Source organism: Clostridium tarantellae (genome assembly GCF_009295725.1).
Classification (GTDB): domain Bacteria; phylum Bacillota; class Clostridia; order Clostridiales; family Clostridiaceae; genus Sarcina; species Sarcina tarantellae.
Genome location: NZ_WHJC01000014.1, coordinates 1 through 22,572, shown reverse-complemented (window position 1 = coordinate 22,572; position 22,572 = coordinate 1). Strand labels below are relative to the sequence as shown.

Below are 22,572 nucleotides of genomic sequence, written 5' to 3'. Positions count from 1 at the left end.
TTTATAAAATGAAAGGAGAATTTTTATGGAGAAGAAAAATGAACATAGGAAAAATATTGTGCCCTTATTATTAGTTATATTTTTTGTAAGTCTTATTCTTTTGGTTGGTGGCACGTATGCTTGGTTTTCTAATGCTCAGAATAAGAGTAATAAATTTACCTTGGGTGAAATTAAGCATGAAATTGTAGAGAACTTTAATGCTCAAGGTCCTGCGGAGGATATTTTACCTGGGGAGGTGGTTAATAAGGATGTTTGGATACATAATCTAGGAAAGTCTGATGCTTTACTAAGAGTAAAGGTTACTCCACTTTGGATTGATAGTAGTGGTCAAAGTACAGCAGTTACTAATAATGATGTTATTTTAAATTTTGTTTCAGATGTAAATACTAATTGGCAATTAGGTAGTGATGGATATTATTACTACAAAAGGGTTTTACCAGCTCATGATGGTACAGTTGCCCATCCAACTTTAAATACGGTAAATGGTAGTTCAGTTCCTACTTGTTTTAGTTCTCAACTTGTGGATTCTATAACGTTAAATGGCAATATAACAGATCAAAGTACCTATGCCAATAGAAGATTTGATGTAATGGTGGTATCTGAAACTATTCAGGTTAATATGGATGCTTGTAAGAGTGAATGGAATGTTTCAGCAGATAAAACTTTAGAAGCAATGCTTCAAGGCGTTGTGGATGGTTATAAAACTTCTAAGGGGAAAATACACCCTTAGCCTAATAGAATATTTATAGGTTCTAATGAGAAAGTCGTTAGGTAAAAAGTGATGTTTATGAATAAAAACAAAAAAAGAGTAGTAGTATTTATTTTTGCTTTAATGTTTATAGTATTTTTTATATGTTTTTCTAATGAAAAGAATAGTACAAAAATACAGGCTACACCTATAGGCAATGTTTATTTTTGCGTTGATGGATTAGTTCCAGGATCACCAGAATTTAAGTTTTATTTTCATAGGGAAGAAAAAGTTATAAAAATTATTGATGTAAAAGATGGTGTTTTTTTACCAAAAGCTTTTAAAGATGAAGAATTTTTAGGGATAAGGTTATATGATTCTTCAAATTATAATAAACTTTCTATGATGTTATTAGGTGGTATAAATGGTAGTTCACAGGGTGTGCGGGTATTAAATAATTTATCTTTTAATTATAGAGATATTATTGAATTTGATACTAGGTATCCTAAAAATATTAGGATTGAAGGTAATGTAAAAGGCTTTAGGGGTAATACTGTTAATTTAGGTCTAACAAAATTTATTATTAATGAAGATTCAGTAGAGATATATTCCTTAGATAAACCCATATTTAGTGGATTAGATGATATAAAAATTCAGCAAGGAAAAGTTTTTAATCCTTTAGATGGTGTAAAAGCTATTAGTCCTATAGACGGTGATTTAACAAGTAGTATATCCGTTGAGGGAAGTGTGGATATTAATAAACCAGGAGAATATCTTATTAAATATTCTGTAGTAGATTCACTTAAAATTATGGTTGAACACACTCGAAAAGTTATTGTAGAGAAACCTATAGGTAGACAAATATTTTTTAATATATATGGAGAAGAGGATAGCACACCAGAATTTAAACTTGCTGTTGATAAGGATAATAAAATAATAAGGATTGTGGATAGAAAAGATATAAATTTTTTTAGTGGAGCTTTGAAAAATAAAGAATATATTAAGCTTTCTTTATTTAATAAAAAGGGAAGTAAAAAAGTTTCAGTAAGCCTATTGGGTAATGACAAAGGCGATTCTTCTAAACTAAATGTACTAGATAAGTATTCTTATGAAGATGGAGATTATATAAAATTTTTTATTAAAGAAGATGAAAAAATAAAAATTACAGGAGAGACCGAAGGACTTAGACCGTATTATTTAAGACTTAATGACTTAAAGTTTAATCTTACTGAAATAGGAGTTAATGTAGAGGATACAGTTCTTGGCGTTCCTTTGGATATTGAGTTTATTGGTAGTAATATCATTAATAAAGGAGATATTTTTAATCCTTTAGAAGGAGTTTCGGCTACAAATGAATATGGGGAAGATTGTACAGATAAAATAAAGGTAGCTGGATATATAGATGTTAATACTCCAGGAGTATATGTACTTGCATATAGCGTACATTATGATGGAAAAGCTAGTGTTCCAATTTCAAGAATTATTAAAGTAGATAATAGTATATCTGAGGAGGAAAGAGAGAAACTTAAAAATTTGGAAGGTATTTATCCAATTATGAATTTAGAAAATCATAAAAATTATTTTAGAAGTATGGATAGAAGAATTAATAAATTCATAATTAAATTTAATAAAGAAGAGAAAGGAAGTAACAATGGAAGAAGAACAAAAAGAAGTGAATAGAAGAAAAATCCCTATAATTTTATTTATTATATTTATAATTGCTCTTTCCTTAGTTGGTGGCACTTATGCCTGGTTTGTTAATGCTCAAAAAAAGATAAACAATTTTACATTAGGTGATATTAAACATGAAATTTTATATAATTTTAAAGAGCAAGGTGCAGCTGAGGATATATTGCCAGGTGAAATAGTAAATAAGGATGTTTGGATACATAATAAGGGAAAATCAGATGCCTTATTAAGAGTTAAGATTACTCCTATTTGGAAAAAGAAAGATGGAAGTGGAACTGAAATTAAGAACAATGATGTTATTTTAAATTTTGTTTCAGACGTGGATACTAATTGGCAAAAAGGTAATGATGGATATTATTATTATAAAAAAGTGCTATCAGCCCATGAGGGTTCACAGGCTCATGCAGAAAATAATAAAATAGATAATTCAAAAATACCTGTTTGTTATAGCAATCAATTGCTAGATTCTATACAATTAAACACAAATATAAATGATCAAATATCTTATGCTAATAAAAATTTTGATGTAATGATAGTTTCTGAAACTTTGCAGGTTAATATGGAGGCATGCAAAGAAAACTGGGATATTACAAAGGATGCTACTATAGAAGCTATGATAGAAAATTTAGTTAATACATATAAAAATCATAAAGGAAAAATTCATTGATAATGGGTAAAAAGATATTTCTTATAATTAAGTATATTATTATAACTGTAGTTACAATAGCTTTATTACTTTTAATAGCTTCTAATTTTAATTTTAAAGTAAATAAAATAGGAGCATATAAATTTTTAAATGTTTTAACTGGCAGTATGGAACCTAACATACCTAAGGAAAGCTTCATTATTGTAAAGTCTGTTGATAAAAATAACATTAGTGTTGGTGATGTTATTACTTACAAAGCAAAAAATAGTAATGCTTTAGTTACCCATAGGGTATTTTGTATAAATGAAAATAATGAATATATAACTAAAGGTGATGCAAATGAAGTATTAGATTTACATCCAGTGGAGTTTAATAGAGTTTTAGGAGTAGTTGTTTATCATATTCCTAATTTAGGAGGGGTTTTACTACTTCTTAAAGAGAATATATTATTATTAGTTTTAGGATTTATATTTATTTATTTTTTATATATATTGTTTTTAAAATTTAGAAGCTAAAGGCTTCTATTTTTTTGCCCTTTTTAACTTTTTATAAAAATTTTGAGTAAATGTGAAGAAAAGTGGTAAGGATACTATAAAAGGATTAATTGTAAGTAATCTTCTATGGAATATAAATTTTAAGAAGCCTATAATTTATATTATAAGAAGTTTTTATTTATAAATTAAAGTGTACAGGCATTTTATACTTATAAAAGAATATAATGGATATTATTAAACGGAAGATAAGTCCTAATGAAAAAGGAAGTTAGGAGGAATACTAATGAGTAAAGATCTAGATGAAAAAGAAGATAAATTTTCTACTAACAGAAAAAAGTTTTTGGCTAAGGGTTTAGCAGCTATAATTATATTTTCTACTGTGGGAGTAGGTCTTGGTTGTTCTAAGCAAAAATTAAATGATTTAAAAAATAATGTAGTAGATAAGGGAAAGAATATTGTTCAAAAGCATAATGATAATGCTATTGTACCAGGTAAAAATATTATTTATGCTAGTGAAAAATATGCTGTAAATGTTAATGATGTTAGTAAAATGTTAAATGGCGAAACTAAGGATAGAGAAAAATATGTATTTTTAACCTTTGATGATGGCCCAAGTACTAATACAGATAAAGTATTAGATATATTAAAAAAAGAAAATGTTAAGGCTACTTTTTTTGTACTAGGAGAAAGATTAGCAGAAGGAGAAGCAGCCCAAAACAGATTAAAAAGAACTATAAGTGAAGGGCATGCTATTGCCAATCATTCTTATACTCATAGTTTAAAGAAATTATATCCTAATAATAAAATAGATGTAGATTATTTTATGAGTGAGTTTAATAAAACTAATGATTTAATGAAAGAAATTCTAGGTAAGGATTTTAATACTAGAGTTTTAAGGCTTCCAGGTGGATATAATAGTAGAGTTTACTATAAAGATCCTATGTTAGGTAAATTTAATAAGAGATTAGAAAAAGACAGCATTGTAAGTATTGATTGGAATGCTTTAAATGGAGATGCAGAAGGTAAGCCATATAGTGTGGATGAATTAATTAATTATGCAAAGAAAACTTCAAAAAATAAAAATAAAATTGTAATATTAATGCATGATGCTTATGGAAAAGGTAAAACAGTTGAAGCTTTACCAGAGATTATAAAATATTATAAAGATAATGGTTATGCATTTAAGATAATGACATAATTTAAAAATAATTTTTAGTTATAACATTAGGTGGGAGTATATGATTTAAAATCATATACTCCCTATTTTACTTTAAAAGATTATGGTATTAACCTATTTCTAGGCTAATGTTTTACTTGGCAATAATATTATTATCTAAATTTAATTAATTTATTCATTATTATGCAAATATTTTTACTTAAGTAGTATGTAAAAATATTACAGCAAGCCTATATATTAAATAGGACTGTTATATTTGAATATTAAATTTTATTATAATAATTTTATATAACATTATATTTTTTATAAAAAATATGGAATATTAATATTGTTTAATAATATTTCAAAATATGATAAAATTTAGTAAAAAGGGTAGTTTTGTGTAAGGGGAAAATTAATGAAGAATTATCAGAATCAATTAATAGAACTATTGAATTCTTATTTGAAGCAAGAATTAATAGAGTATAATTCACCAATGAGTTTTGAAGAAATTATAAAGGAAGCTGAATCTCATAAAATAGAAGAGTTTATATATCAATCAATAAAGAAAAATAAAATTATGGATAAGTGTCCTAGTGAACTTTTAGATGAGTTAAAAAAGCACACCATATTAACTGCTATAAATCAAAAAAATCATATTATTAGAACTGGAGAAGTTTTAAGTATATTTAAAGAACATAGCATACCTGTTATTGTTTTAAAGGGGTTAGTAGTTAGAGAACTATATGCTAATCCAGATTTAAGGACTATGGGAGATGCAGATATATTAGTTCATGAACATAATTTAAATAGGGTAAACGATATACTTATAGAATTAGGATATAGAGAGGACAGTAGAAATTCATCTCATGTGGTTTATAAACATAATAATTTTAAAACTATAGAGGTACATTGGACTTTAGTAAATGAAGTATTTTTTAGAGGTAATGTGGAAAATTTTGAGAAAAATTTATGGAACAATGCAGTAGAAGTTAAGGTTTCAGAAAGTACAGCACTGTCTTTAGGGTTAGAAGATTTAGCTATTCATTTATTTATACATATGGCAACTCATATTGTAGGTAGTGGGTTTGGAATACGACAGTTATGTGACTTAGTTTTATTATTAGATAAAGAAGAGAAGAATATTAACTGGTCATACTTTAAAGAAGGAATTGAAGAGTGTGGAGTTTCTAAATTTACTGGGGCTATATTTGGGGTATGTAACAAACTATTTGGTACTAAGATACCAAAGGAAGTTTCTAGTATAGGTATTGATAAAATTGTAGTAGATGAATTAACTAAAGACATATTTGAAAGTGGTGTTTTTGGAAGAAAAGATTTATCAAAAATGTTTGCTAATCAGTTAGCTTGTAACTTTGCAGAAGAGGGTAATGATACTTTAGATAGTGTATATAAAAGATTTTTAAGTCTTTTGTTTCCACCTATTGATGAAATGGATAATAGATATGATTATGCAAAGAAAAATAAAGTTTTATCACCTGTTGCATGGGGGCATCACTTAGTGAATGGAGCTTTAAATACTAAATATAGTATGAAGGATAAGATTAATTTTGCTAAATCTTCAGTGAAAAGCTCAACTAAAAGAAATAAATTAATAAAAAGGTTAGAATTATAATTTATATATACTAGCAAAATTTACTTAAGGGGGAGAATTAAATGGTAAGAAAGAAGTGGTTAGAACCAACATTAACTAATTTAAATGTTAAATACACTAAAAATGCTGGATTAGGGTTTTATGGATCAGATGATAGCTCAAGTGGAAGTTCAAATAGTGATAGTAAATGTAGTAGTAATAATCCAAATCATAAAACTTATTTAAAGCAACATGGTCTTGTTTAAGGTAAATAATATTACTTTAGTATAAAGATAAAAAATTAATTAATAGAGAATAAGTTTTTTTAGGCTTATTCTCTAAATTTTATAGTTTAAATTTTTGTAATTTGAGAAAATTTAATATTGGTTAGAAAATAATTATTATTTATATAGATTTTATTTTAATAACAAAAAGGGGAAGAGGATGTAGATGACTTTAAGAATTAATAACAATAAGAAATATTATTATAAAGTGTATGGATTAAATATTGAGTCAGATATGGAATTTATTGAATTAGTTACTTTAGATGAAAATGAAATAGATAAAATAGATTGTAAAATTGTTTTAGGAGAAATGGATTTATCTATAAAAAAAGATTTAGAAGAGGGATATAAATTTAGATTTTTAGAAGATAGTATGTGGTTTACTGTAAAAAATATAGCTAATTATCATATTTATAATGGAGATACTATTGTGGTAGAGGCTCTTCAAAGTAATAAAGAAGGTAGGGTAAAAGCATTTTTATTATGTGCAGCTATGGGGATGTTATTAATTCAAAAGAATATAATTGCTTTTCATGGTGGAACAGTTGTAATTGATAATAAATCTGTAATAATAGCAGGGGATAGTGGAGCAGGAAAATCCACTTTAACTACAGCTTTTAGATTAAATGATTATGGATTTATGGCAGATGAAGTTTCTGTTACTGGCGTAGATAATGAGGAGGATAATATAATGTCAATACCAAGTTATCCTCATCAAAGACTATGTTTAGACATGGCTGAAAGTTTTGGTTATGATGTAGAAACTTTACTACCTATAAATTCTGAAAGTACTAGATTTCTTGTGCCAGCACATGAGCATTATGTAAGTAAAAATACGAAGCTTGGTGCTATAGTTGAAATTACTGTGGGAGATGTGAGTGAACCAGAAATAGAAGAGATATTAGGGGAAGATAAGGTATTTACACTATGTGATCATGCTTATCGTAAGGGAGTTAGGACTAGAACTGGTACTAATCCAGTATATTTTAAAAAATTATTAAGCATAATGAAGAATATTCCTGTTTATAGATTGAAAAGACCAGCTAATAAAATAACTGTTAATGAGCAAATGGAGCTTATTAAAAAAGTTTTAACTGAAAAATATAGTGCATAGTATAATTAAAAAAGTTGCGTAAGCTTAAATACTTACGCAACTTTTAATTATAGGGTAAACTTATTTCTTCCTGTATTTTTAGAAATATAAAGTTTTTTATCTGCAGAATTTATTAGTTTTTTTACATCTTTAATTTCAGTTAAAGTACAACTGTCAACTCCTACACTGATAGTTATTCTATCATTTACAGGTGAGTAGCTATGTATTATGTTTAAATCATGTAGTTCTTTCATTAAAAGTTCTAATTTTTGTACGTTATTTTCTTTAGTGTCTTCTGATATAATACAAAATTCTTCACCACCGTATCTTATAACTAAATCATTAAAAAACACATTTTTTAATAAATTTACTAATTGTTTTAAAACCTCATCACCGTACATGTGACCATAGTTATCATTATAATTTTTAAAGTAATCTATATCTATCATAATGAAGGTTATATGAGCTTTTTTATTTGTTAATTTATTTAGTTCACTATAAAAAAATCTTTTATTATAAGCCCCTGTTAAAGGATCTGTTAAGCTTAGTTTTTTTAATTCATTGTTTAAGCAGGTTATTTTTTTATTTTGGCTATAAATTAATATAAGAAGGGTTATTAATACTAAGGATATTAGCAAGTAAATAAAAGATTTTATTTTCATATGTTTTATTTCATTTTCCATAACCTCAGTTTTAAATTTATTAGCTACATAATCTATGCTAGTGTTTAAATTTACCTGTGCTTGTTCTTTTATTTTCATCATTTTTTCATCTGTATACTTAAGTGCTGTTTCATAATCGTTAAATTTTTTACTAACCTTTATAATAGAGTTTATAATAGAGTTTTTTAAGTCTGTTTGTAATCCTCTAGCTTTTACTTTTTCTAATAAATCTTCATATTTTTTTAGTATATCTTTATAAGCAAATTTACTATCATATGAATCAATATCCAATTGAATTTTTGATAACCAAAGATCCATATTTGAATACATAATTCCTATGTTTTCGTTATATAAATTTTTGGATTCATCAAGATAATATTTAGCTTTTTCTAAATGTTCTTCATTTAATTCTACTTGAGAAGCTAATAAGTATATCCAATTTAATTCTTTATTTTTTTTAATAACTGGTAAGTCTTTGATTTTTTCAAGATAAACATTAATATATTTTTTAGCATTATCATAATCCTTTATTTGGTCATAACAATCAATAATATATCCTAAAGCTAGAAGTTTATTATTTAAGTTTATGGGACGATCACTTTCTAATATTTCAGTATAAGCACAAATAGCTTTATTATATTTTTCTTGTACATAATAGTTTGTTCCGAGACTTATAGTGCTTTCAATTTTTAATTCTGTAAATTTATTATCTGTAGCAAATTTTAATGCTTTCATATTATAGTCTAATGATAATTCGAACATATTACTTAACATGTAAAGTTTAGATAATAAAAGGTAGCTTTCAATTTTATTTTTATCATCTTGGTGTAAATCAATGGCTTTTTCAGTTATATTTATAGCTTCATTTAAACCATTTTTACAGTTAAGTAATGAAGAAGCTCTAGATCTATAAATATTAGCTAATATATTAAATTCTTTTTTACATATTGCTAAATTTTCAGCTTTTTTAAAGTATTTTTCAGAATTAATATAATCTTTAAGTACCATATAGTTTTTAGATAGAGCACCATAAATCATTAACTGAAGTTTACTTTCATTTAGTGAATTATAATTTAATGCTTTAGAAAAGCATTCATTAGATTCTTCATAGTTACCATTAATGCATTCTATATAACCTAAATCACAATAAGCTTTTTTATAAGATAAATTTGAATTAATATTTTTAAGTTCTTTTTCTATGTTCTTTTTATATAATATTAGTTCTTTCTCGGTTATATTATATTGTTGATTATTTTCTATAATATTTGCAAATTCATTTATATATGTGGGAGTTTTTTTAGTGTATATATAACATGAAATTATTATGGCAAAAAAAACAGCAATGGGAAATAACCATGTTGGTTTTATAAACTTTTTATTCATAAATTAAAAAGGTCCTTTTCACGCATATTATTAAATTTATTTTAATATATAGAATTAAATTTAATGCTTATTTAAATTATATAGTAATTAGATGTCAAAAATTTTACAATAATTTATATGATGATTTAAAAAAATTTACGCTCCATAGGTTAACTTTTCATTATGAATTTCTTTAAGTTTTTTCTTAGTAATATCGTTTAAAACCCCTTGTTTTAATTCTAAAATTCTATTACATATCTTTAATGTTGAAGGTCTATGGGTTATTATTATGCAAGTTGGCTTATGGGTTAAATTTTTTATTTCATTTAATATTTTTAATTCTGTTATTTCATCTAAAGCTGAAGTTGCTTCATCTAATATTAAAATAGGTCTTTTTCTAATAAAAGCTCTAGCTAAACATAATCTCTGGGCTTGTCCTTCTGAAATACCTCCTCCTTTTTCAGTAATAGGTGTTTTTAATCCTTTAGGGAAGCTATTTACAAAATCTAGAGCACAAGCCATTTTTAAAGAATTTATAATATCATAGTTTTTATTATTTATATCTCCATAATTTAAATTTTCTTCAATAGTTCCTGAAAATAAAGTGTTTCCCTGTGGAACATAAGATATAATGCTACGAAGATTAAATTTTTCATCTAAAGGTTTATTATTTATGGTAAAGGATAAGCTCCCTTCTTTAGCCTTAATTAATTTTAAAATTATTTTTATTAAAGTAGTTTTTCCTTCACCAGAGGGACCAACTAGAGCAACTATTTCACCAGGCTTAATATTTAAATTAATATTTTTTAAAATAGTTTTATTACTTTTATATGAGAAGTTAATATTATTAAGTTCTATTCTTGGAATAGGTAGTGATTCACATTGTTTTTTTTCTAATAAAATTTTCTTTTCTTCTAAAGCTAAAGCTTCTATTTCCATTAATCGTTCAGCAGCAGCTAATGAAGTTATTAAGTTTGGAAAACAACTTACTAAAGATTTTAGTGGCTTTTGAATATTATTAAATAATTGTAGTAGAGCTGTTAGTGTTCCAAAAGTTCCAATGCCTTTAGAAAGATTCATAGCACCCCAAAAAAATACTGTAAAGTATCCAAAAGCAGAGCCTATTTTAAGAAAAAGGCTAGCAAAGGAGCCATACAATGTAGATTTTAAGGTTAAATTCATTCTATGATTTTGTAAATCTTCTATTTTATTTATATTATTTTCTTCATGGCAAAAAGTTTTAACTATAAGCATGTTTTGTATTGATTCTTGTATAAATGTTTTGTATTTAATTTGTAATTCTTGCATTTCAATGTATAACTTTTTTATTAACTTACTTAAAACTAAGCTTATTAAAATAAATAAAGGAAATATTACAATAGCTAAAATTGCTAGTTTAGGTTGTAGATAAAATAAAGCTATAAATGAAGAAAGTAAGGTTGTACATAAAGAAAATATTTTGGGTAAGGTACCAATTAGTATTCCATTAATTGTAGCTACATCTGAAGACATTCTACTAATTAAATTCACACTATGATACTTAGAACTTTCTAGCCATTCACTATATGTAATATGTGTAAAAATATTTTTTTGCATTATATTTGTTAGTTTTGTAGAACTATAGGCAGAAATCATAGAAAGGATTACTCCAGAACTTAAATTTATAATTATGATTATTGCCATTATGCTAATCCATTTAAAAACTAAAGAACTCTCTCCTAAGGTAGCTGCATCTATTAAGTATTTAGAAACTAAAGCACTTGCTACTCCTAAAGTAGAGAAAAAACTTTTAAGTATAATAAGTAGTATTATCCAAAATAAAATAGGTTTCCCTTGACTTAATACCCATTTTATTTGTAAAAATGTTTTTCTCATTAAATTTTACCCCTTTAAAAATTTCCATAAATATTTATTTGTGGTAAATATTATTTTATCATCATAGTTATTTATGGTAAATATTTAACAGTAAAAAAGTTATTATTCTATATTATAGTCAATAGAATAATAACTTTTATAGTATATTTTTTTACATTAAGACTAATCCTCTAGGAGTTATACGGTAGGTAGAAGTAGTAGTACCATCAGGTGGTGAGGAAATATCTCCTCTATTTGGGAAATTGGTAATTTTAATTCTATTATTATCTTTGTATGTTAGTATTATTCTCCAATTTAATTTTACAGGTAATCCGTCTAATGAAGTATAAAGTACATCTAAAGAATCACTACATTTTATTGAAGGTGCTAGTTGAGGAATATTGAAAATAGCACCACCAGAGTCTTGAATTTTTATATTAAAAAATTCTTCATTAGGATTAGTAGTATCAGCTATAACATTAGTTGAAAATCCATCAAGAGATAATGGTGAAAAGTTTACTCTTAAAATTCCCATAAGTTCATTATTTACATTTCTAAATTCAATGGCATTTTTAAAAAAATAAGGAGCATAGGGTACTAGTTTATTACTTTCTATTTTAAAATCCGCATAATGTTTATTAATAGTATGAGATGAAGCATTAGTAGTATCTGTAATAGAAACAGCAGAGCTTGAAATGTATCTTAAATCCATTAAATCTGTATCAGCATAAGGTTGATTATTTAATAAGTTTTTAAAATTGCCAGTATAAGTATTAGATTTTATATTTTTAGACTCTTTTAATATTCCATTTTTATCTCTTAAAAGAAATGCAAATACAATTCCTGATGATGAAGTAAATTCTGTATCTGTATTAGTAACTTTAAATTTATTATTTTGTAGTTCTATTGTTACAATTTGCTCATCATTAAGTTCTTTAAAAATGATTTTATTTAAAGTTGGTATAGGTGCAGGAGTGAATTTTTCTAATCCTGTAGATTTTATACGATAATATTCTTTATTTTCCGTAGGAGTATGGTTTGTTGGAGCAGATGGAAAATCAGTAACTGTAATGGTTGAGGGTAATAAATATTCTAGCTCTAAAATATCATCATATTCAAAAGGAAAGTTCATTAATTCATCTAAAGTATTTATAAAAATATTTGTTAATGTATCTAAAAAGATTACATTTGTAATCTTTACTTTAGTATTAGTACTGTCTTTTAATCTTAATACAAAGTATAATTCTTCTGATATAGGTCCCTTTGGGTCAGGTAGTTGAGCACTTAATGTAACAAAAAATTGCTTTGTAGCCCTATTAAATTCTATGGTAGATACTGTTTCAGATAAATCTTTATTTTTTATTATTATAGAGTTTGGTAGTTTAAAAATTGGTGGCTCAGGATTAGGACCAGGCTCAGGGCATGGTAATTTTACACATGGGATAATAGGAGATTTAAAGGTGTAAATAAAAAAAGTTATATTTTGAAATAAGGTTTTACAATCCATAATAGATATGAATACATCTTCTAAACAGGTTTGTATGCAGTATTTATCATTAAAAATATCAGCATTTGCTTCTAATACTATATAAGTACAAAAGGGAATATTAAATGAAATTGTATGAACAGTTTGACAAGGATTTAAAGCTGTGTAAACTACTTTTTCGCATATAAAACCATCAATTAGTAGTTTTTTTCCTGTTAAAATTAATCCCTCAGCATTAGATCCTTGAGATATAGGAGTAGGAATTATCTTTGAGGAAGTTATTTGTAAATTAACATAAACTTTTTTTATATCTTCTATGTTAGGATTGATATCTTCTACAGTTAAAATTGAAGGTATAGAAAGTTGAACCCAAGCTTTATCAGTGAAAGGACCATATTTATCACTAAAGTTTTTTATATTACATAATCCTATGACATCATAATTATTGTTATTAGAGCAATTACAATACATTAAAATCTCCTTTAGGTATTTTATTAATTATATTATTAAGTATATAACCTTTTTTTGGAATTGTGCATTTTCATAATTGGATAAATTACAATGAAATTTTAACCTTTTAAATTTAATTAATTGTGCGAAATTTGTAAAAAGAAAAGTAAGCTTAATATATTTACTAAAATTATAAAAGTTGGTAATATTAAAGTGTATTACATAATAATTAACTTATGTAGTTTTATTAAGTAATTTAATGAATTAAAGAGAATAATTAAATTATATGGCAATTAAAAAAGCGGAGTATGGGTATGAGTGGAGCAATAGTAGGATTTATAAATTTACATAATAATTATATTGAAAAAAATATAGGACAAGCTATGTTAAATAGACTTAATATTTATAAGCTAGATAAGATAAAAGATTTTTATAAAGATAATATATTTATGGGATGTGGGTTATTGCATATTACTGAAGAGTCTTTAAGTGAGATATTGCCTTTTTATGATGAAATTAAGGGATTAATAATAACTGCTGATGCAATTATTGATAATAGAGAAGAATTATTTTTAAAATTTAATATAGATAAAGGAGAAAATGTTTCTGATAGTGAATTAATTTTAAAGGCCTATAAAAAATGGGGCGAAAACTGTCCTAAATATCTAATAGGAGATTTTTCTTTTGCAATATGGAATGAAAAAAAGCAGGAGCTTTTTTGTGCTAGAGATTATGTAGGTTCTAGAAGTTTTTATTATTCCTATAGTGAAGATAATATTTCCTTTTCAACTTTAATGAAACCCCTATTTGAAACTTTAAATGGTAGTCCTACTCTAAACAAGCAATGGATTGCAGATTTTCTTTCTTTAGAAACTATTGCTCATGAAATTGATTGTGAAAAAACTATCTATAACGATATATATGAATTACCACCAGCTTCAATAATGATAGTTAATAAAAGTGAGTTAGCTATTAAACAGTATTGGAGTCCTTTAAATTTAGAGGAAATAAAATATAATACCGATAAAGAATATGAAAATGCTTTTAATAATATTTTTCAAGAGGCTGTAAGGTGTAGATTGCGTACTAAAAATTCTGTTGGCATTATGGTTAGTGGAGGATTAGATTCAGGTTCAGTAGCTTCTGTAGCAGCAGATATTTTAAGTAAAGCTAATAAAGAACTTAAAGCATATACATCTGTACCTGTTAAGTCCTTTAAAAATGTATTTAATAAAAGAACAGTTATAGCAGATGAAAGAGAGTATGTTCAAGCTATAGTAGATAAATATAAAAATATAAATATTAACTATATTTCAGCAGAGGGTACTAATTGTTATAAAGAAATGGGTAATTTTATAGAAATAATGGAACAACCTTATAAGTTTATAGAAAATAGTCAATGGGTTGATGAGATATACAAAGAATCAGCTAAAGATAATTGTAGTGTATTATTATCAGGATCTTTTGGTAACTTTAGTATTTCCTATGGTCATATATATACCCATTTGAAAACCCTATTTGATGAAGGAAAATTAATAAAATTTTTAAAAGAGGCTAAAGAGTATGGAGAGAGAAATAAATTACCTTTTAAATATTTAAGCAAAGAGGTAGGAAGAATTATTTGTCCTTATAAAATTAGAAAAATTGTAAGTGATTTTTTGGTTGAAAATGATATTTTAGAAGGGTCTTTAGTTAATAAGGACTTTGCTAAGGAGTGGAAAATACATAATAGATTTATAACTAACGAATATAATGAAAAACCAAAAAAATTTAGAAATTTAGAGGAAATGCGTGTAGAGATGAGTAAACCAGAGGGGTTTACCCATACAGCAGCTATTGAAACTAAATTTTCCTTGTATTATGGAATAATAAGTAGGGATCCTACAAGGGATAAAAGAGTAATTGAATTTTGCTACTCTCTTCCAACCACACAAATGGTGAAAGGAAATGAACAAAGAAGTTTAATTCGCCGTTCTATGGAAGGGGTTTTACCTGATAAAGTAAGATTAAATGAAAAATGGGGATTGCAATCAAGTGATTGGATTCAAAGACTTCATCCTAGTTGGAGTGAAATACAAGAAGATATAAATGAATTTTTAGAAAATAAAGCTATGGGTGAATTTTTTTATATGGATAAAATAAAAGAAATTCTAAAGGATATAGGACAAATTCCAAATGAAAATCATTGGGAAAATTTAAGGAATTTATTAATCTGCTTAAATTTTTTAGAATTTTATAATGAATTTTTAGGTGAAGAAAATAAAGAAAAAGTGTATAACTTATCTTAATTTAGATGATTTATATAAATATTTTAGGTTTATATAGGGAGGGAATTTTTTATGAACAAGAAAAAATGGAATAATCCTGAAGCTTCAACTTTAGGAGTTAGTTTAACTGAAAAAGGAAAAGAAGGAACAATGTGTGACCATGTTCAGCCAGGTCAACCACCACAACATCCACCGTTTGGCCCAGAAGAGTGTGGTAAAGGAAATCATTTAGTTCCAGCATCTTAAAAATAAGTATAACTATATAAAATAATATAAAGTTCTAAGATAAAATCTTAGGGCTTTTTTTTATATAAAATTTCTAATATTAAAAATATAAAATATTTAAAACAAAACATATTGAAATAATTTTAATAAATAGAATAAAATAGAAAATTAATTAAATTTTATATTAAAATAATATTTGAAAGTGTCGAATATGCACTAACGTATTTCGTTGACATTAAGCCTGTTTGAGTAGATTATATATTATGGAATTAAATTGTTTTTAGGAGTTACAAAAGATGGCAAAAGAAAAACTAAAGAAGATTTTAAAAAGTAATATTTTTGTTGGGGGATTATGTTTTGCTCTGGGGATAGCAGTTATGCAAGGAGAAAAAGGAATAGATATAACTAAAGAAAGATATTCTCAACTATTGGAGATGGAAAGAATAGTTTTGCAAAGGGGAAAAACTAAAACTGAACATGCTGGCAAAAAGTTTGAAGGTATAGGAGAAAATAAACCTTTTTCATCAGATGATACTGCATATTTAATAGATAAAAAAGGTGTAAAAGTTATGTCCTTAGCCATTAAAAATGCACAGTTAACAGAGGAAAGAAATGAATTTTCAGATGTATATGCTGATAAGGTAGTTAAGATTGAATATGTTTATGAAAATATAGGTATAAATAATAACTTATACTTACATGAACACAACTTTAAAGTTTATGATAAAGAAGGTAATGTATTAGAATTTTATCCAATGGATATTGATAAACATCCTCAATCTATTAGTAAGGGCAAAAAGTGTACAGCTGAAATGTTTTTTGCTTTAAATAATGTATGTAATGACTTAGAAATCGAATTTTATGAAAATCCTTTTAATGATAAGCCTAATGCAATTTTTAAAGTAATGGCAAAGTAGGGCTATATATAATAAAAGGAGGCTTGTTTTATGAAAAGAGTAATATTTTTTATTATAAATATTTTAATGTAAATACTTTTGGTAGCTTTTAAGAATATTAAAATACTAAAATATATTTAACATAAAGCTGATTTTAATATTTAGCAAGTTATTTTGAAAAAAATAGTTTTTTAGTAGTAATATAGCAAGTTTTATTAATTTTAAAAGATTAAATTTAATAGATTTATATAAAATAAAGAAAATTTTCAACAATATAAAAAATATTCTGAAAACTACTTTAAAATTTTATGGTAATAGTGTATTATATAGGTAGTTGATAATTCTTATCGATTGTATTTTAAATTTACTACATTTAAAATGTAAAACATAATACTATAAAATATACATCATATTTTAAACAACTAGACAACACAATACAAAATATGGAATTAGCCATGGGACCAAATTGGATTTTTGGTTCCATGGCTAATTTACTTATAGGTAAAAATATTTTTACTTTAAGTTGTTTTAAATAAATTTTATCTACTAAATTATCTTTTAAAACCGTAACTTTTTTAATTTTGTTAAATTAATAACATAAAAAATATTTTAAAAATTTTAAAAAAAGTGTTGCAGAACGTTTTCAATTCCTTTATTATATAGTTAATCGATTTAGTAAAACGGTTTACTATTGTAGTGACAGAGGAGATGAAAATTTTGAATAGAATTTGTGTATTAGGAAGTATGAATATGGACTTAGTTTCAAAGGTTATGAATGTGCCACAAGTAGGAGAAACTATTTTATCTAAAAGCTTTGAAAAAATAGGTGGAGGTAAAGGGGCAAATCAAGCTGTTGCTGCTAAGAGATGTGGTGCAGAGGTATACATGATATCTAAAACTGGAAAAGATGACCACGGAAGAGTTTTAAGAAATAAATTAGTTGAAGATAATATAGATGTTAAATTTGTTTTTGAAGATGATAAAGAACCAACAGGAATGGCTTTCATTATGGTTAATGAAAATGGAAATAATTCTATAGTAGTTATTCCAGGATCTAATATGGCAATTACGGAAGAAGAAATAGAATTAGCTACTGAAGCTATTAGTGAAAGTGATATTGTTATTTCACAATTTGAAACTTGTGAGGAGTTAACATTAAAAGCATTTAAAAAGGCTAAAGAGCTTGGTAAGATTACTATTTTAAATCCTGCACCAGCTAAGCAAATTAAGGATGAGCTTTTAAAGGTTACGGATATTATAATCCCTAATGAAACTGAAGCAGAGATTTTAACTGGAATTAAAGTTACAGATTTGCAAAGTGCTACAAAGGCTGGTATGAAGTTTTTGGAAAAAGGTGTTAAATTTGCAATTATAACTTTAGGTTCTAAAGGAGCAGCTGTTATAGGAAAAGAGTTTGGACAAGTAGTTCCAGCATTTAAGGTGAATGCAATTGACACAACTGCTGCTGGGGATAGCTTTATTGGTGGATTAAGTTCTAAATTAGATATTAAAAATTTAAATGGTGAGAATTTAGTTAAAGCTGTTACATTTGGTAATAAGGTTTCATCAATAACTGTTCAAAGAAAAGGTGCTCAACCATCTATACCATATTTAAAAGAAGTAATTGAAGTTTACGGGGAGGAATAATATCATGAGAAAAACACAATTATTAAACAGTGATTTAGGTACAGTGATTTCAAAGATGGGTCATACAGATATGCTTGCTATAGGAGACTGTGGATTACCTATACCAAATGAAACTGAAAGAATAGATTTAGCTTTAATTAAAGGAATTCCAACATTTATGGAAACTTTAAAAGCTACTCTTTTAGAGCTTCAAGTAGAGGAAGTTTTAATTGCTCATGAAACTAAACAAGTAAGTTTGGAATTATATAATGAAATAGAAGAGGCTGTAGGTAATGTTAAAGTAACTTTTATTTCACATGAAGAATTAAAAGAAAATTTAAAGGATTGTAAGGCTGTGGTTAGAACTGGAGAACAAACACCTTATGCTAATATAATATTAAAATCTGGAGTAGTATTTTAGTTAAAGGGAGGCGAAGAAAATGAGCCAAAGAATACCAATGCTAAAAATGGAGGGAGTATCTAAGATATTCCCTGGTGTAAAAGCTTTAGATAAGGTTGACCTGACTGCTTATGGCGGTGAGGTTACAGCCTTAATGGGTGAAAATGGAGCAGGTAAATCCACTTTAATGAAGGTTTTAAGTGGAGTTCATGAAAAAAATGAAGGTAAAATATTTATTGAAGGTAATGAAGTAAATATTAAAGGAATAAAATCCGCTGAAGAGTATGGTGTTACTATTATACACCAAGAACTAAGTGTTATTAATAATCTTACAGTAGCTGAGAATATTTTTTTAGGAAATGAAAAATATGATAAATTTACAGGTAGGATAAAAAAGAAAGACTTAGCAGAAAGAAGTAAACGTTTTTTGCAACAGATAGGATGTAATTTAGATCCAAATGAGTTAGTAGGTAACATAAATGTAGGAGAAAAGCAGATGCTAGAAATAGCTAAAGCATTAACTAAAAACGCTAGAATAATAATAATGGACGAGCCTACTACAGCTTTAACAGATGTTGAAACTAAGAAGTTATTTGAAGTTATAGAAAATTTAAAGAAAAAGGGTATTGCTATAATTTATATATCTCATAGAATGGAAGAAATTTTTACTATATGTGATAGAGTTGAAGTTTTAAGAGATGGTAAGTATGCTGGAAATGCTTTAATTAAGGATATTGATAATGATAAATTAATTGCAATGATGGTTGGTAGAACCATAGAGGATCAATTTCCTTATAGAGAAACTAAAAAAGGACATAACATATTAGAGGTTTCTGATTTAAGCTGTACTCAAGGTGTTAAAAATGCTACTTTTAATGTAAAAGCAGGAGAAATACTTGGAGTGGCAGGACTTATGGGTTCTGGTAGAACGGAACTTGTTAAAACAATTTTTGGTGAATATAAAAAAACATCAGGAACAATAAAACTTCATGGAAATGAAGTGAAAATAAAGAGTATAAAAGATGCTATTAATCAAGGTATATGCTACTTATCTGAGGATAGAAAAAAAGAAGGTTGTGTATTAGGACTATCTGTAGGAGAAAATATGTCCCTTTGTAATCTTAAAACTTATGAAAATACTATGAAAGGTATTGATAAGAAAAAAGAGAAGAAGGATATAGATTATTACATAGATAAAATTAAAATTAAAACTCCAAGTAGTAAACAATTAATAAAAAATCTTAGTGGAGGAAACCAACAAAAGGTGATTTTAGCTAAGTGGCTTATGTTATCTCCAGAGGTTCTAATAATAGATGAACCAACTAGAGGAATTGACGTAGGAGCTAAAAAAGAAATATACGAGCTATTAAATGAACTAAAAGCTCAAGGAAAGGCAATTATAATGATATCTTCAGATTTACCAGAGGTTCTAGGTATAAGTGATAGAATAATGGTTATGAGTGAAGGAAAAATATCAGGGGAATTGTCTAGGGATAAAGCTTCACAAGAAAGTATTATGAAACTAGCTTTAGCATAATTTAGAACGGAGGAATTATAACATGAATGAAGCAGTTAAAATGAAAAAATCAAATAATAGTCATGAAGCACTTAAAGAAAATTTATCTAAATATAAATCTTTAATAGGATTAATTTTACTGTGTGTAATAATAACTTTTGTTACTCCAAGTTTTTTAACTCTTGCAAATGTAACGAATGTTTTCACACAGGTATCTGTTAATGCCATAATAGCAGTTGGTATGACCTTTGTTATTCTAACAGGTGGAATTGATTTATCAGTTGGTTCAACACTAGCAATTAGTGGAGCTTTAGCAGCGTCAATTATTAAATCAACAAATAGTATAACTTTAGCTATTATAGTAGCAGCTATAACAGGTATAGTAGTAGGTTTAATAAATGGTCTTTTAATTTCTAGAGGAAAACTACAAGCATTTATTGCAACTTTAGCAACTATGACTATATTTAGAGGGGTTACTTTAGTATTCACTAATGGTACTCCAATATCAAGATTACCAGAAGCTTTTATGAAAATAGGTAATGGTAAGCTAGGATTTATTCCAGTTCCAGTAATTATAACTATAGTAATTTTTGCTATAGCGGCTTATGTATTATCACAAACAAGACTTGGTAGATATGTTTACGCTTTAGGTGGAAATGAGGATTCAGCTAGATTATCAGGTATAAATACAGATAAGATTAAAACTCTTGTATACGTTATATCAGGTTTTGCTTCAGCTATTGCAGGAGTTATTATTACAAGTAGAATAGGTTCAGCTTCACCAAATGCTGGTGTTGGTTTTGAATTAGATGCTATCGCAGCAGTAGTTATTGGAGGAACTTCATTAGCTGGTGGAGAAGGTAGAATATCAGGTACTTTAATTGGTGCTCTTATTATAGGAGTTTTAAACAATGGATTAAACTTAATGAACGTATCACCTTTCTATCAATCAATTGTAAAGGGTTTAGTTATATTAATAGCTGTTTTATTAGACAAGAAAAGTAGAAAAAAATAATAGATACATATTTTTAGGAGGGAGGTGTCTGTTGCAGTAGCCTTGCGAATATACAAATTATTTTAAGAGTATATTCAATAGATTATCTGGCAATAGGAATGCCATGAAGTTTAAAAGAAGACTTTTAGCAGTTGGTTTAGTAACTCTTTTAATAATGAGTTCCTTTATAGGATGTGGTAAAAAAGATAGTGAAAAGAAAATAGGTATGGTAGTATCTACTTTAAACAATCCTTTCTTTGTAAATATGAAGGAAGGTGCTGAAGCAGAGGCAAAGAAATTAGGTTATGAACTAGTGGTTTTAGATTCTCAAAATGATCCTGCAAAGGAAAGAGCAAATGTAGAGGATTTAATACAGTTAGGTGTAGTAGCATTACTTATAAATCCAACAGATAGTGATGCAGTGGTTAAATCTATTGAGGTGGCAAATGCGCATAATGTGCCAGTTATTACGTTAGATAGACAAGCTAATGGTGGAAAAGTACTTAGTCATATAGCTTCAGATAATGTAAAAGGTGGAGAAATGGCGGCAGACTTTGTTTTAGATAAGCTTAAAGGAAAAGAAAAAATAAACGTAGTTGAAATTCAAGGTATACCAGGGGCTTCAGCTACAAGAGATAGAGGTGCAGGGTTCCATAATGTTTTAGATAAAGATTCAAAGACGAAGTTTATATCAATACAAGCAGCAGATTTTGATAGACAAAAAGGACTTCAAGTTATGGAAAACATAATCCAAGCTAATCCAGATATACAAGTTGTATTTGCTCACAATGATGAAATGGCACTAGGAGCGGAAAAAGCCATAAAAGCAGCAGGAATAAATGCAATGGTAATTGGATTTGATGGAAATGAAGATGCATTACAGGCTATTGATAAGGGTGAAATGAAAGCCACAGTAGCTCAACAACCAGATTTAATTGGAGCTTTAGGTGTTCAATTAGCATCAAAAATATCTAATGGAGCAACGGTAGATAAAGATATAGCAGCAGACCTTAAAATTGTTAGCAATTAATTATAATATATATTTAAAATATTTGATTTAGTATAAAAAGGGGCTGTCGCACTAAATAATTAGTGAACAGCTCCTTTTTTCTTTAAAAAAATAAATCCCAAACTCCACGAGTTTAGGATTTATGGTAAAATATTCTTATGCTTAAAAAAAATATTTTGCA

General features: G+C 26.7%; 19 protein-coding genes. 16 read left to right on the top strand and 3 right to left on the bottom strand.

Features of this window, described 5'->3' with window-relative positions; all coding sequences use genetic code 11:
• Positions 1 to 25 precede the first annotated feature (25 nt).
• The 8 genes from GBZ86_RS02465 to GBZ86_RS02430 all read left to right on the top strand — a co-directional run bounded on the left by GBZ86_RS02465 (position 26) and on the right by GBZ86_RS02430 (position 7,665).
• Positions 26 to 730, top strand: a complete 705-nt coding sequence (locus GBZ86_RS02465) for a BsaA family SipW-dependent biofilm matrix protein (RefSeq protein WP_152887422.1) — start codon at positions 26 to 28, stop codon at positions 728 to 730.
• A 57-nt stretch (positions 731 to 787) separates the two neighbouring features.
• Positions 788 to 2,368 (top strand): immunoglobulin-like domain-containing protein, encoded by a 1,581-nt coding sequence (locus tag GBZ86_RS02460; RefSeq protein WP_170272133.1) that lies wholly within the window; start codon positions 788 to 790, stop codon positions 2,366 to 2,368.
• Positions 2,340 to 3,044: a TasA family protein gene (locus GBZ86_RS02455; protein ID WP_152887418.1), complete on the top strand. Its 705-nt coding sequence runs from the start codon at positions 2,340 to 2,342 to the stop codon at positions 3,042 to 3,044. The genes GBZ86_RS02460 and GBZ86_RS02455 overlap by 29 nt, the downstream gene beginning before the upstream one ends.
• Before the next feature lie 2 nt (positions 3,045 to 3,046).
• The gene (locus GBZ86_RS02450; RefSeq protein ID WP_152887416.1) at positions 3,047 to 3,538 is read left to right on the top strand and encodes a signal peptidase I; all 492 of its coding nucleotides are present in this window, start codon (positions 3,047 to 3,049) and stop codon (positions 3,536 to 3,538) included.
• A 262-nt stretch (positions 3,539 to 3,800) separates the two neighbouring features.
• Positions 3,801 to 4,715, top strand: a complete 915-nt coding sequence (locus GBZ86_RS02445) for a polysaccharide deacetylase family protein (protein WP_152887414.1) — start codon at positions 3,801 to 3,803, stop codon at positions 4,713 to 4,715.
• Between the two features lie 376 nt (positions 4,716 to 5,091).
• Positions 5,092 to 6,309: a nucleotidyltransferase domain-containing protein gene (locus GBZ86_RS02440; protein WP_152887412.1), complete on the top strand. Its 1,218-nt coding sequence runs from the start codon at positions 5,092 to 5,094 to the stop codon at positions 6,307 to 6,309.
• A gap of 41 nt (positions 6,310 to 6,350) precedes the next feature.
• On the top strand, positions 6,351 to 6,533 hold the full coding sequence (locus tag GBZ86_RS02435) for a hypothetical protein (RefSeq protein WP_152887410.1): 183 nt from the start codon (positions 6,351 to 6,353) through the stop codon (positions 6,531 to 6,533).
• Positions 6,534 to 6,717: 184 nt separating this feature from the next.
• Positions 6,718 to 7,665 carry a phosphoenolpyruvate carboxykinase (ATP) gene (locus GBZ86_RS02430; RefSeq protein ID WP_152887408.1) on the top strand — a complete coding sequence of 316 codons (948 nt, stop codon included), beginning with the start codon at positions 6,718 to 6,720 and terminating at the stop codon, positions 7,663 to 7,665.
• Positions 7,666 to 7,712: 47 nt separating this feature from the next.
• Here the strand turns inward: GBZ86_RS02430 and GBZ86_RS02425 are convergent, their stop codons facing one another.
• The 3 genes from GBZ86_RS02425 to GBZ86_RS02415 all read right to left on the bottom strand — a co-directional run bounded on the left by GBZ86_RS02425 (position 7,713) and on the right by GBZ86_RS02415 (position 13,479).
• Entirely contained in the window at positions 7,713 to 9,689 is a 1,977-nt protein-coding gene (locus GBZ86_RS02425; protein ID WP_152887406.1) for a tetratricopeptide repeat-containing diguanylate cyclase, read from the bottom strand.
• A gap of 135 nt (positions 9,690 to 9,824) precedes the next feature.
• Positions 9,825 to 11,543: an ABC transporter ATP-binding protein gene (locus GBZ86_RS02420; protein ID WP_152887404.1), complete on the bottom strand. Its 1,719-nt coding sequence runs from the start codon at positions 11,541 to 11,543 to the stop codon at positions 9,825 to 9,827.
• 151 nt (positions 11,544 to 11,694) lie between these two features.
• Positions 11,695 to 13,479, bottom strand: a complete 1,785-nt coding sequence (locus tag GBZ86_RS02415) for a DUF3794 domain-containing protein (protein WP_152887402.1) — start codon at positions 13,477 to 13,479, stop codon at positions 11,695 to 11,697.
• Positions 13,480 to 13,772: 293 nt separating this feature from the next.
• On the opposite strand from GBZ86_RS02415, the gene GBZ86_RS02410 reads away from it, so the two are divergent.
• The 8 genes from GBZ86_RS02410 (at position 13,773) to rbsB (ending at position 22,412) form a co-directional block, all read left to right on the top strand.
• Positions 13,773 to 15,746 (top strand): asparagine synthase-related protein, encoded by a 1,974-nt coding sequence (locus tag GBZ86_RS02410; RefSeq protein WP_170272132.1) that lies wholly within the window; start codon positions 13,773 to 13,775, stop codon positions 15,744 to 15,746.
• Between the two features lie 51 nt (positions 15,747 to 15,797).
• Positions 15,798 to 15,971, top strand: coding sequence for a hypothetical protein (locus GBZ86_RS16930; RefSeq protein ID WP_170272131.1), 174 nt, complete (start codon positions 15,798 to 15,800; stop codon positions 15,969 to 15,971).
• A gap of 275 nt (positions 15,972 to 16,246) precedes the next feature.
• Positions 16,247 to 16,867, top strand: coding sequence for a hypothetical protein (locus GBZ86_RS02405; RefSeq protein WP_152887398.1), 621 nt, complete (start codon positions 16,247 to 16,249; stop codon positions 16,865 to 16,867).
• A gap of 696 nt (positions 16,868 to 17,563) precedes the next feature.
• Positions 17,564 to 18,493 (top strand): ribokinase, encoded by a 930-nt coding sequence (gene rbsK, locus GBZ86_RS02400; protein WP_152887395.1) that lies wholly within the window; start codon positions 17,564 to 17,566, stop codon positions 18,491 to 18,493.
• Positions 18,494 to 18,497: 4 nt separating this feature from the next.
• Positions 18,498 to 18,893 carry a D-ribose pyranase gene (rbsD, locus tag GBZ86_RS02395; RefSeq protein ID WP_152887394.1) on the top strand — a complete coding sequence of 132 codons (396 nt, stop codon included), beginning with the start codon at positions 18,498 to 18,500 and terminating at the stop codon, positions 18,891 to 18,893.
• A gap of 19 nt (positions 18,894 to 18,912) precedes the next feature.
• Entirely contained in the window at positions 18,913 to 20,409 is a 1,497-nt protein-coding gene (locus GBZ86_RS02390; RefSeq protein ID WP_152887391.1) for a sugar ABC transporter ATP-binding protein, read from the top strand.
• Between the two features lie 22 nt (positions 20,410 to 20,431).
• The gene (locus tag GBZ86_RS02385; RefSeq protein WP_422678899.1) at positions 20,432 to 21,403 is read left to right on the top strand and encodes an ABC transporter permease; all 972 of its coding nucleotides are present in this window, start codon (positions 20,432 to 20,434) and stop codon (positions 21,401 to 21,403) included.
• A 103-nt stretch (positions 21,404 to 21,506) separates the two neighbouring features.
• Positions 21,507 to 22,412, top strand: coding sequence for a ribose ABC transporter substrate-binding protein RbsB (gene rbsB / locus GBZ86_RS02380; protein WP_152887389.1), 906 nt, complete (start codon positions 21,507 to 21,509; stop codon positions 22,410 to 22,412).
• Positions 22,413 to 22,572: the final 160 nt, after the last annotated feature.

What these genes read in the sequence shown, in the direction of transcription:
- GBZ86_RS02465 (WP_152887422.1), top strand. Translation starts at nt 26, where the DNA reads ATGGAGAAGAAAAATGAACATAGGAAAAATATTGTGCCCTTATTATTA.
- GBZ86_RS02460 (WP_170272133.1), top strand. Translation starts at nt 788, where the DNA reads ATGAATAAAAACAAAAAAAGAGTAGTAGTATTTATTTTTGCTTTAATG.
- GBZ86_RS02455 (WP_152887418.1), top strand. Translation starts at nt 2,340, where the DNA reads ATGGAAGAAGAACAAAAAGAAGTGAATAGAAGAAAAATCCCTATAATT.
- GBZ86_RS02450 (WP_152887416.1), top strand. Translation starts at nt 3,047, where the DNA reads ATGGGTAAAAAGATATTTCTTATAATTAAGTATATTATTATAACTGTA.
- GBZ86_RS02445 (WP_152887414.1), top strand. Translation starts at nt 3,801, where the DNA reads ATGAGTAAAGATCTAGATGAAAAAGAAGATAAATTTTCTACTAACAGA.
- GBZ86_RS02440 (WP_152887412.1), top strand. Translation starts at nt 5,092, where the DNA reads ATGAAGAATTATCAGAATCAATTAATAGAACTATTGAATTCTTATTTG.
- GBZ86_RS02435 (WP_152887410.1), top strand. Translation starts at nt 6,351, where the DNA reads ATGGTAAGAAAGAAGTGGTTAGAACCAACATTAACTAATTTAAATGTT.
- GBZ86_RS02430 (WP_152887408.1), top strand. Translation starts at nt 6,718, where the DNA reads ATGACTTTAAGAATTAATAACAATAAGAAATATTATTATAAAGTGTAT.
- GBZ86_RS02425 (WP_152887406.1), bottom strand. Translation starts at nt 9,689, where the DNA reads ATGAATAAAAAGTTTATAAAACCAACATGGTTATTTCCCATTGCTGTT.
- GBZ86_RS02420 (WP_152887404.1), bottom strand. Translation starts at nt 11,543, where the DNA reads ATGAGAAAAACATTTTTACAAATAAAATGGGTATTAAGTCAAGGGAAA.
- GBZ86_RS02415 (WP_152887402.1), bottom strand. Translation starts at nt 13,479, where the DNA reads ATGTATTGTAATTGCTCTAATAACAATAATTATGATGTCATAGGATTA.
- GBZ86_RS02410 (WP_170272132.1), top strand. Translation starts at nt 13,773, where the DNA reads ATGAGTGGAGCAATAGTAGGATTTATAAATTTACATAATAATTATATT.
- GBZ86_RS16930 (WP_170272131.1), top strand. Translation starts at nt 15,798, where the DNA reads ATGAACAAGAAAAAATGGAATAATCCTGAAGCTTCAACTTTAGGAGTT.
- GBZ86_RS02405 (WP_152887398.1), top strand. Translation starts at nt 16,247, where the DNA reads ATGGCAAAAGAAAAACTAAAGAAGATTTTAAAAAGTAATATTTTTGTT.
- rbsD (WP_152887394.1), top strand. Translation starts at nt 18,498, where the DNA reads ATGAGAAAAACACAATTATTAAACAGTGATTTAGGTACAGTGATTTCA.
- GBZ86_RS02390 (WP_152887391.1), top strand. Translation starts at nt 18,913, where the DNA reads ATGAGCCAAAGAATACCAATGCTAAAAATGGAGGGAGTATCTAAGATA.
- GBZ86_RS02385 (WP_422678899.1), top strand. Translation starts at nt 20,432, where the DNA reads ATGAATGAAGCAGTTAAAATGAAAAAATCAAATAATAGTCATGAAGCA.
- rbsB (WP_152887389.1), top strand. Translation starts at nt 21,507, where the DNA reads ATGAAGTTTAAAAGAAGACTTTTAGCAGTTGGTTTAGTAACTCTTTTA.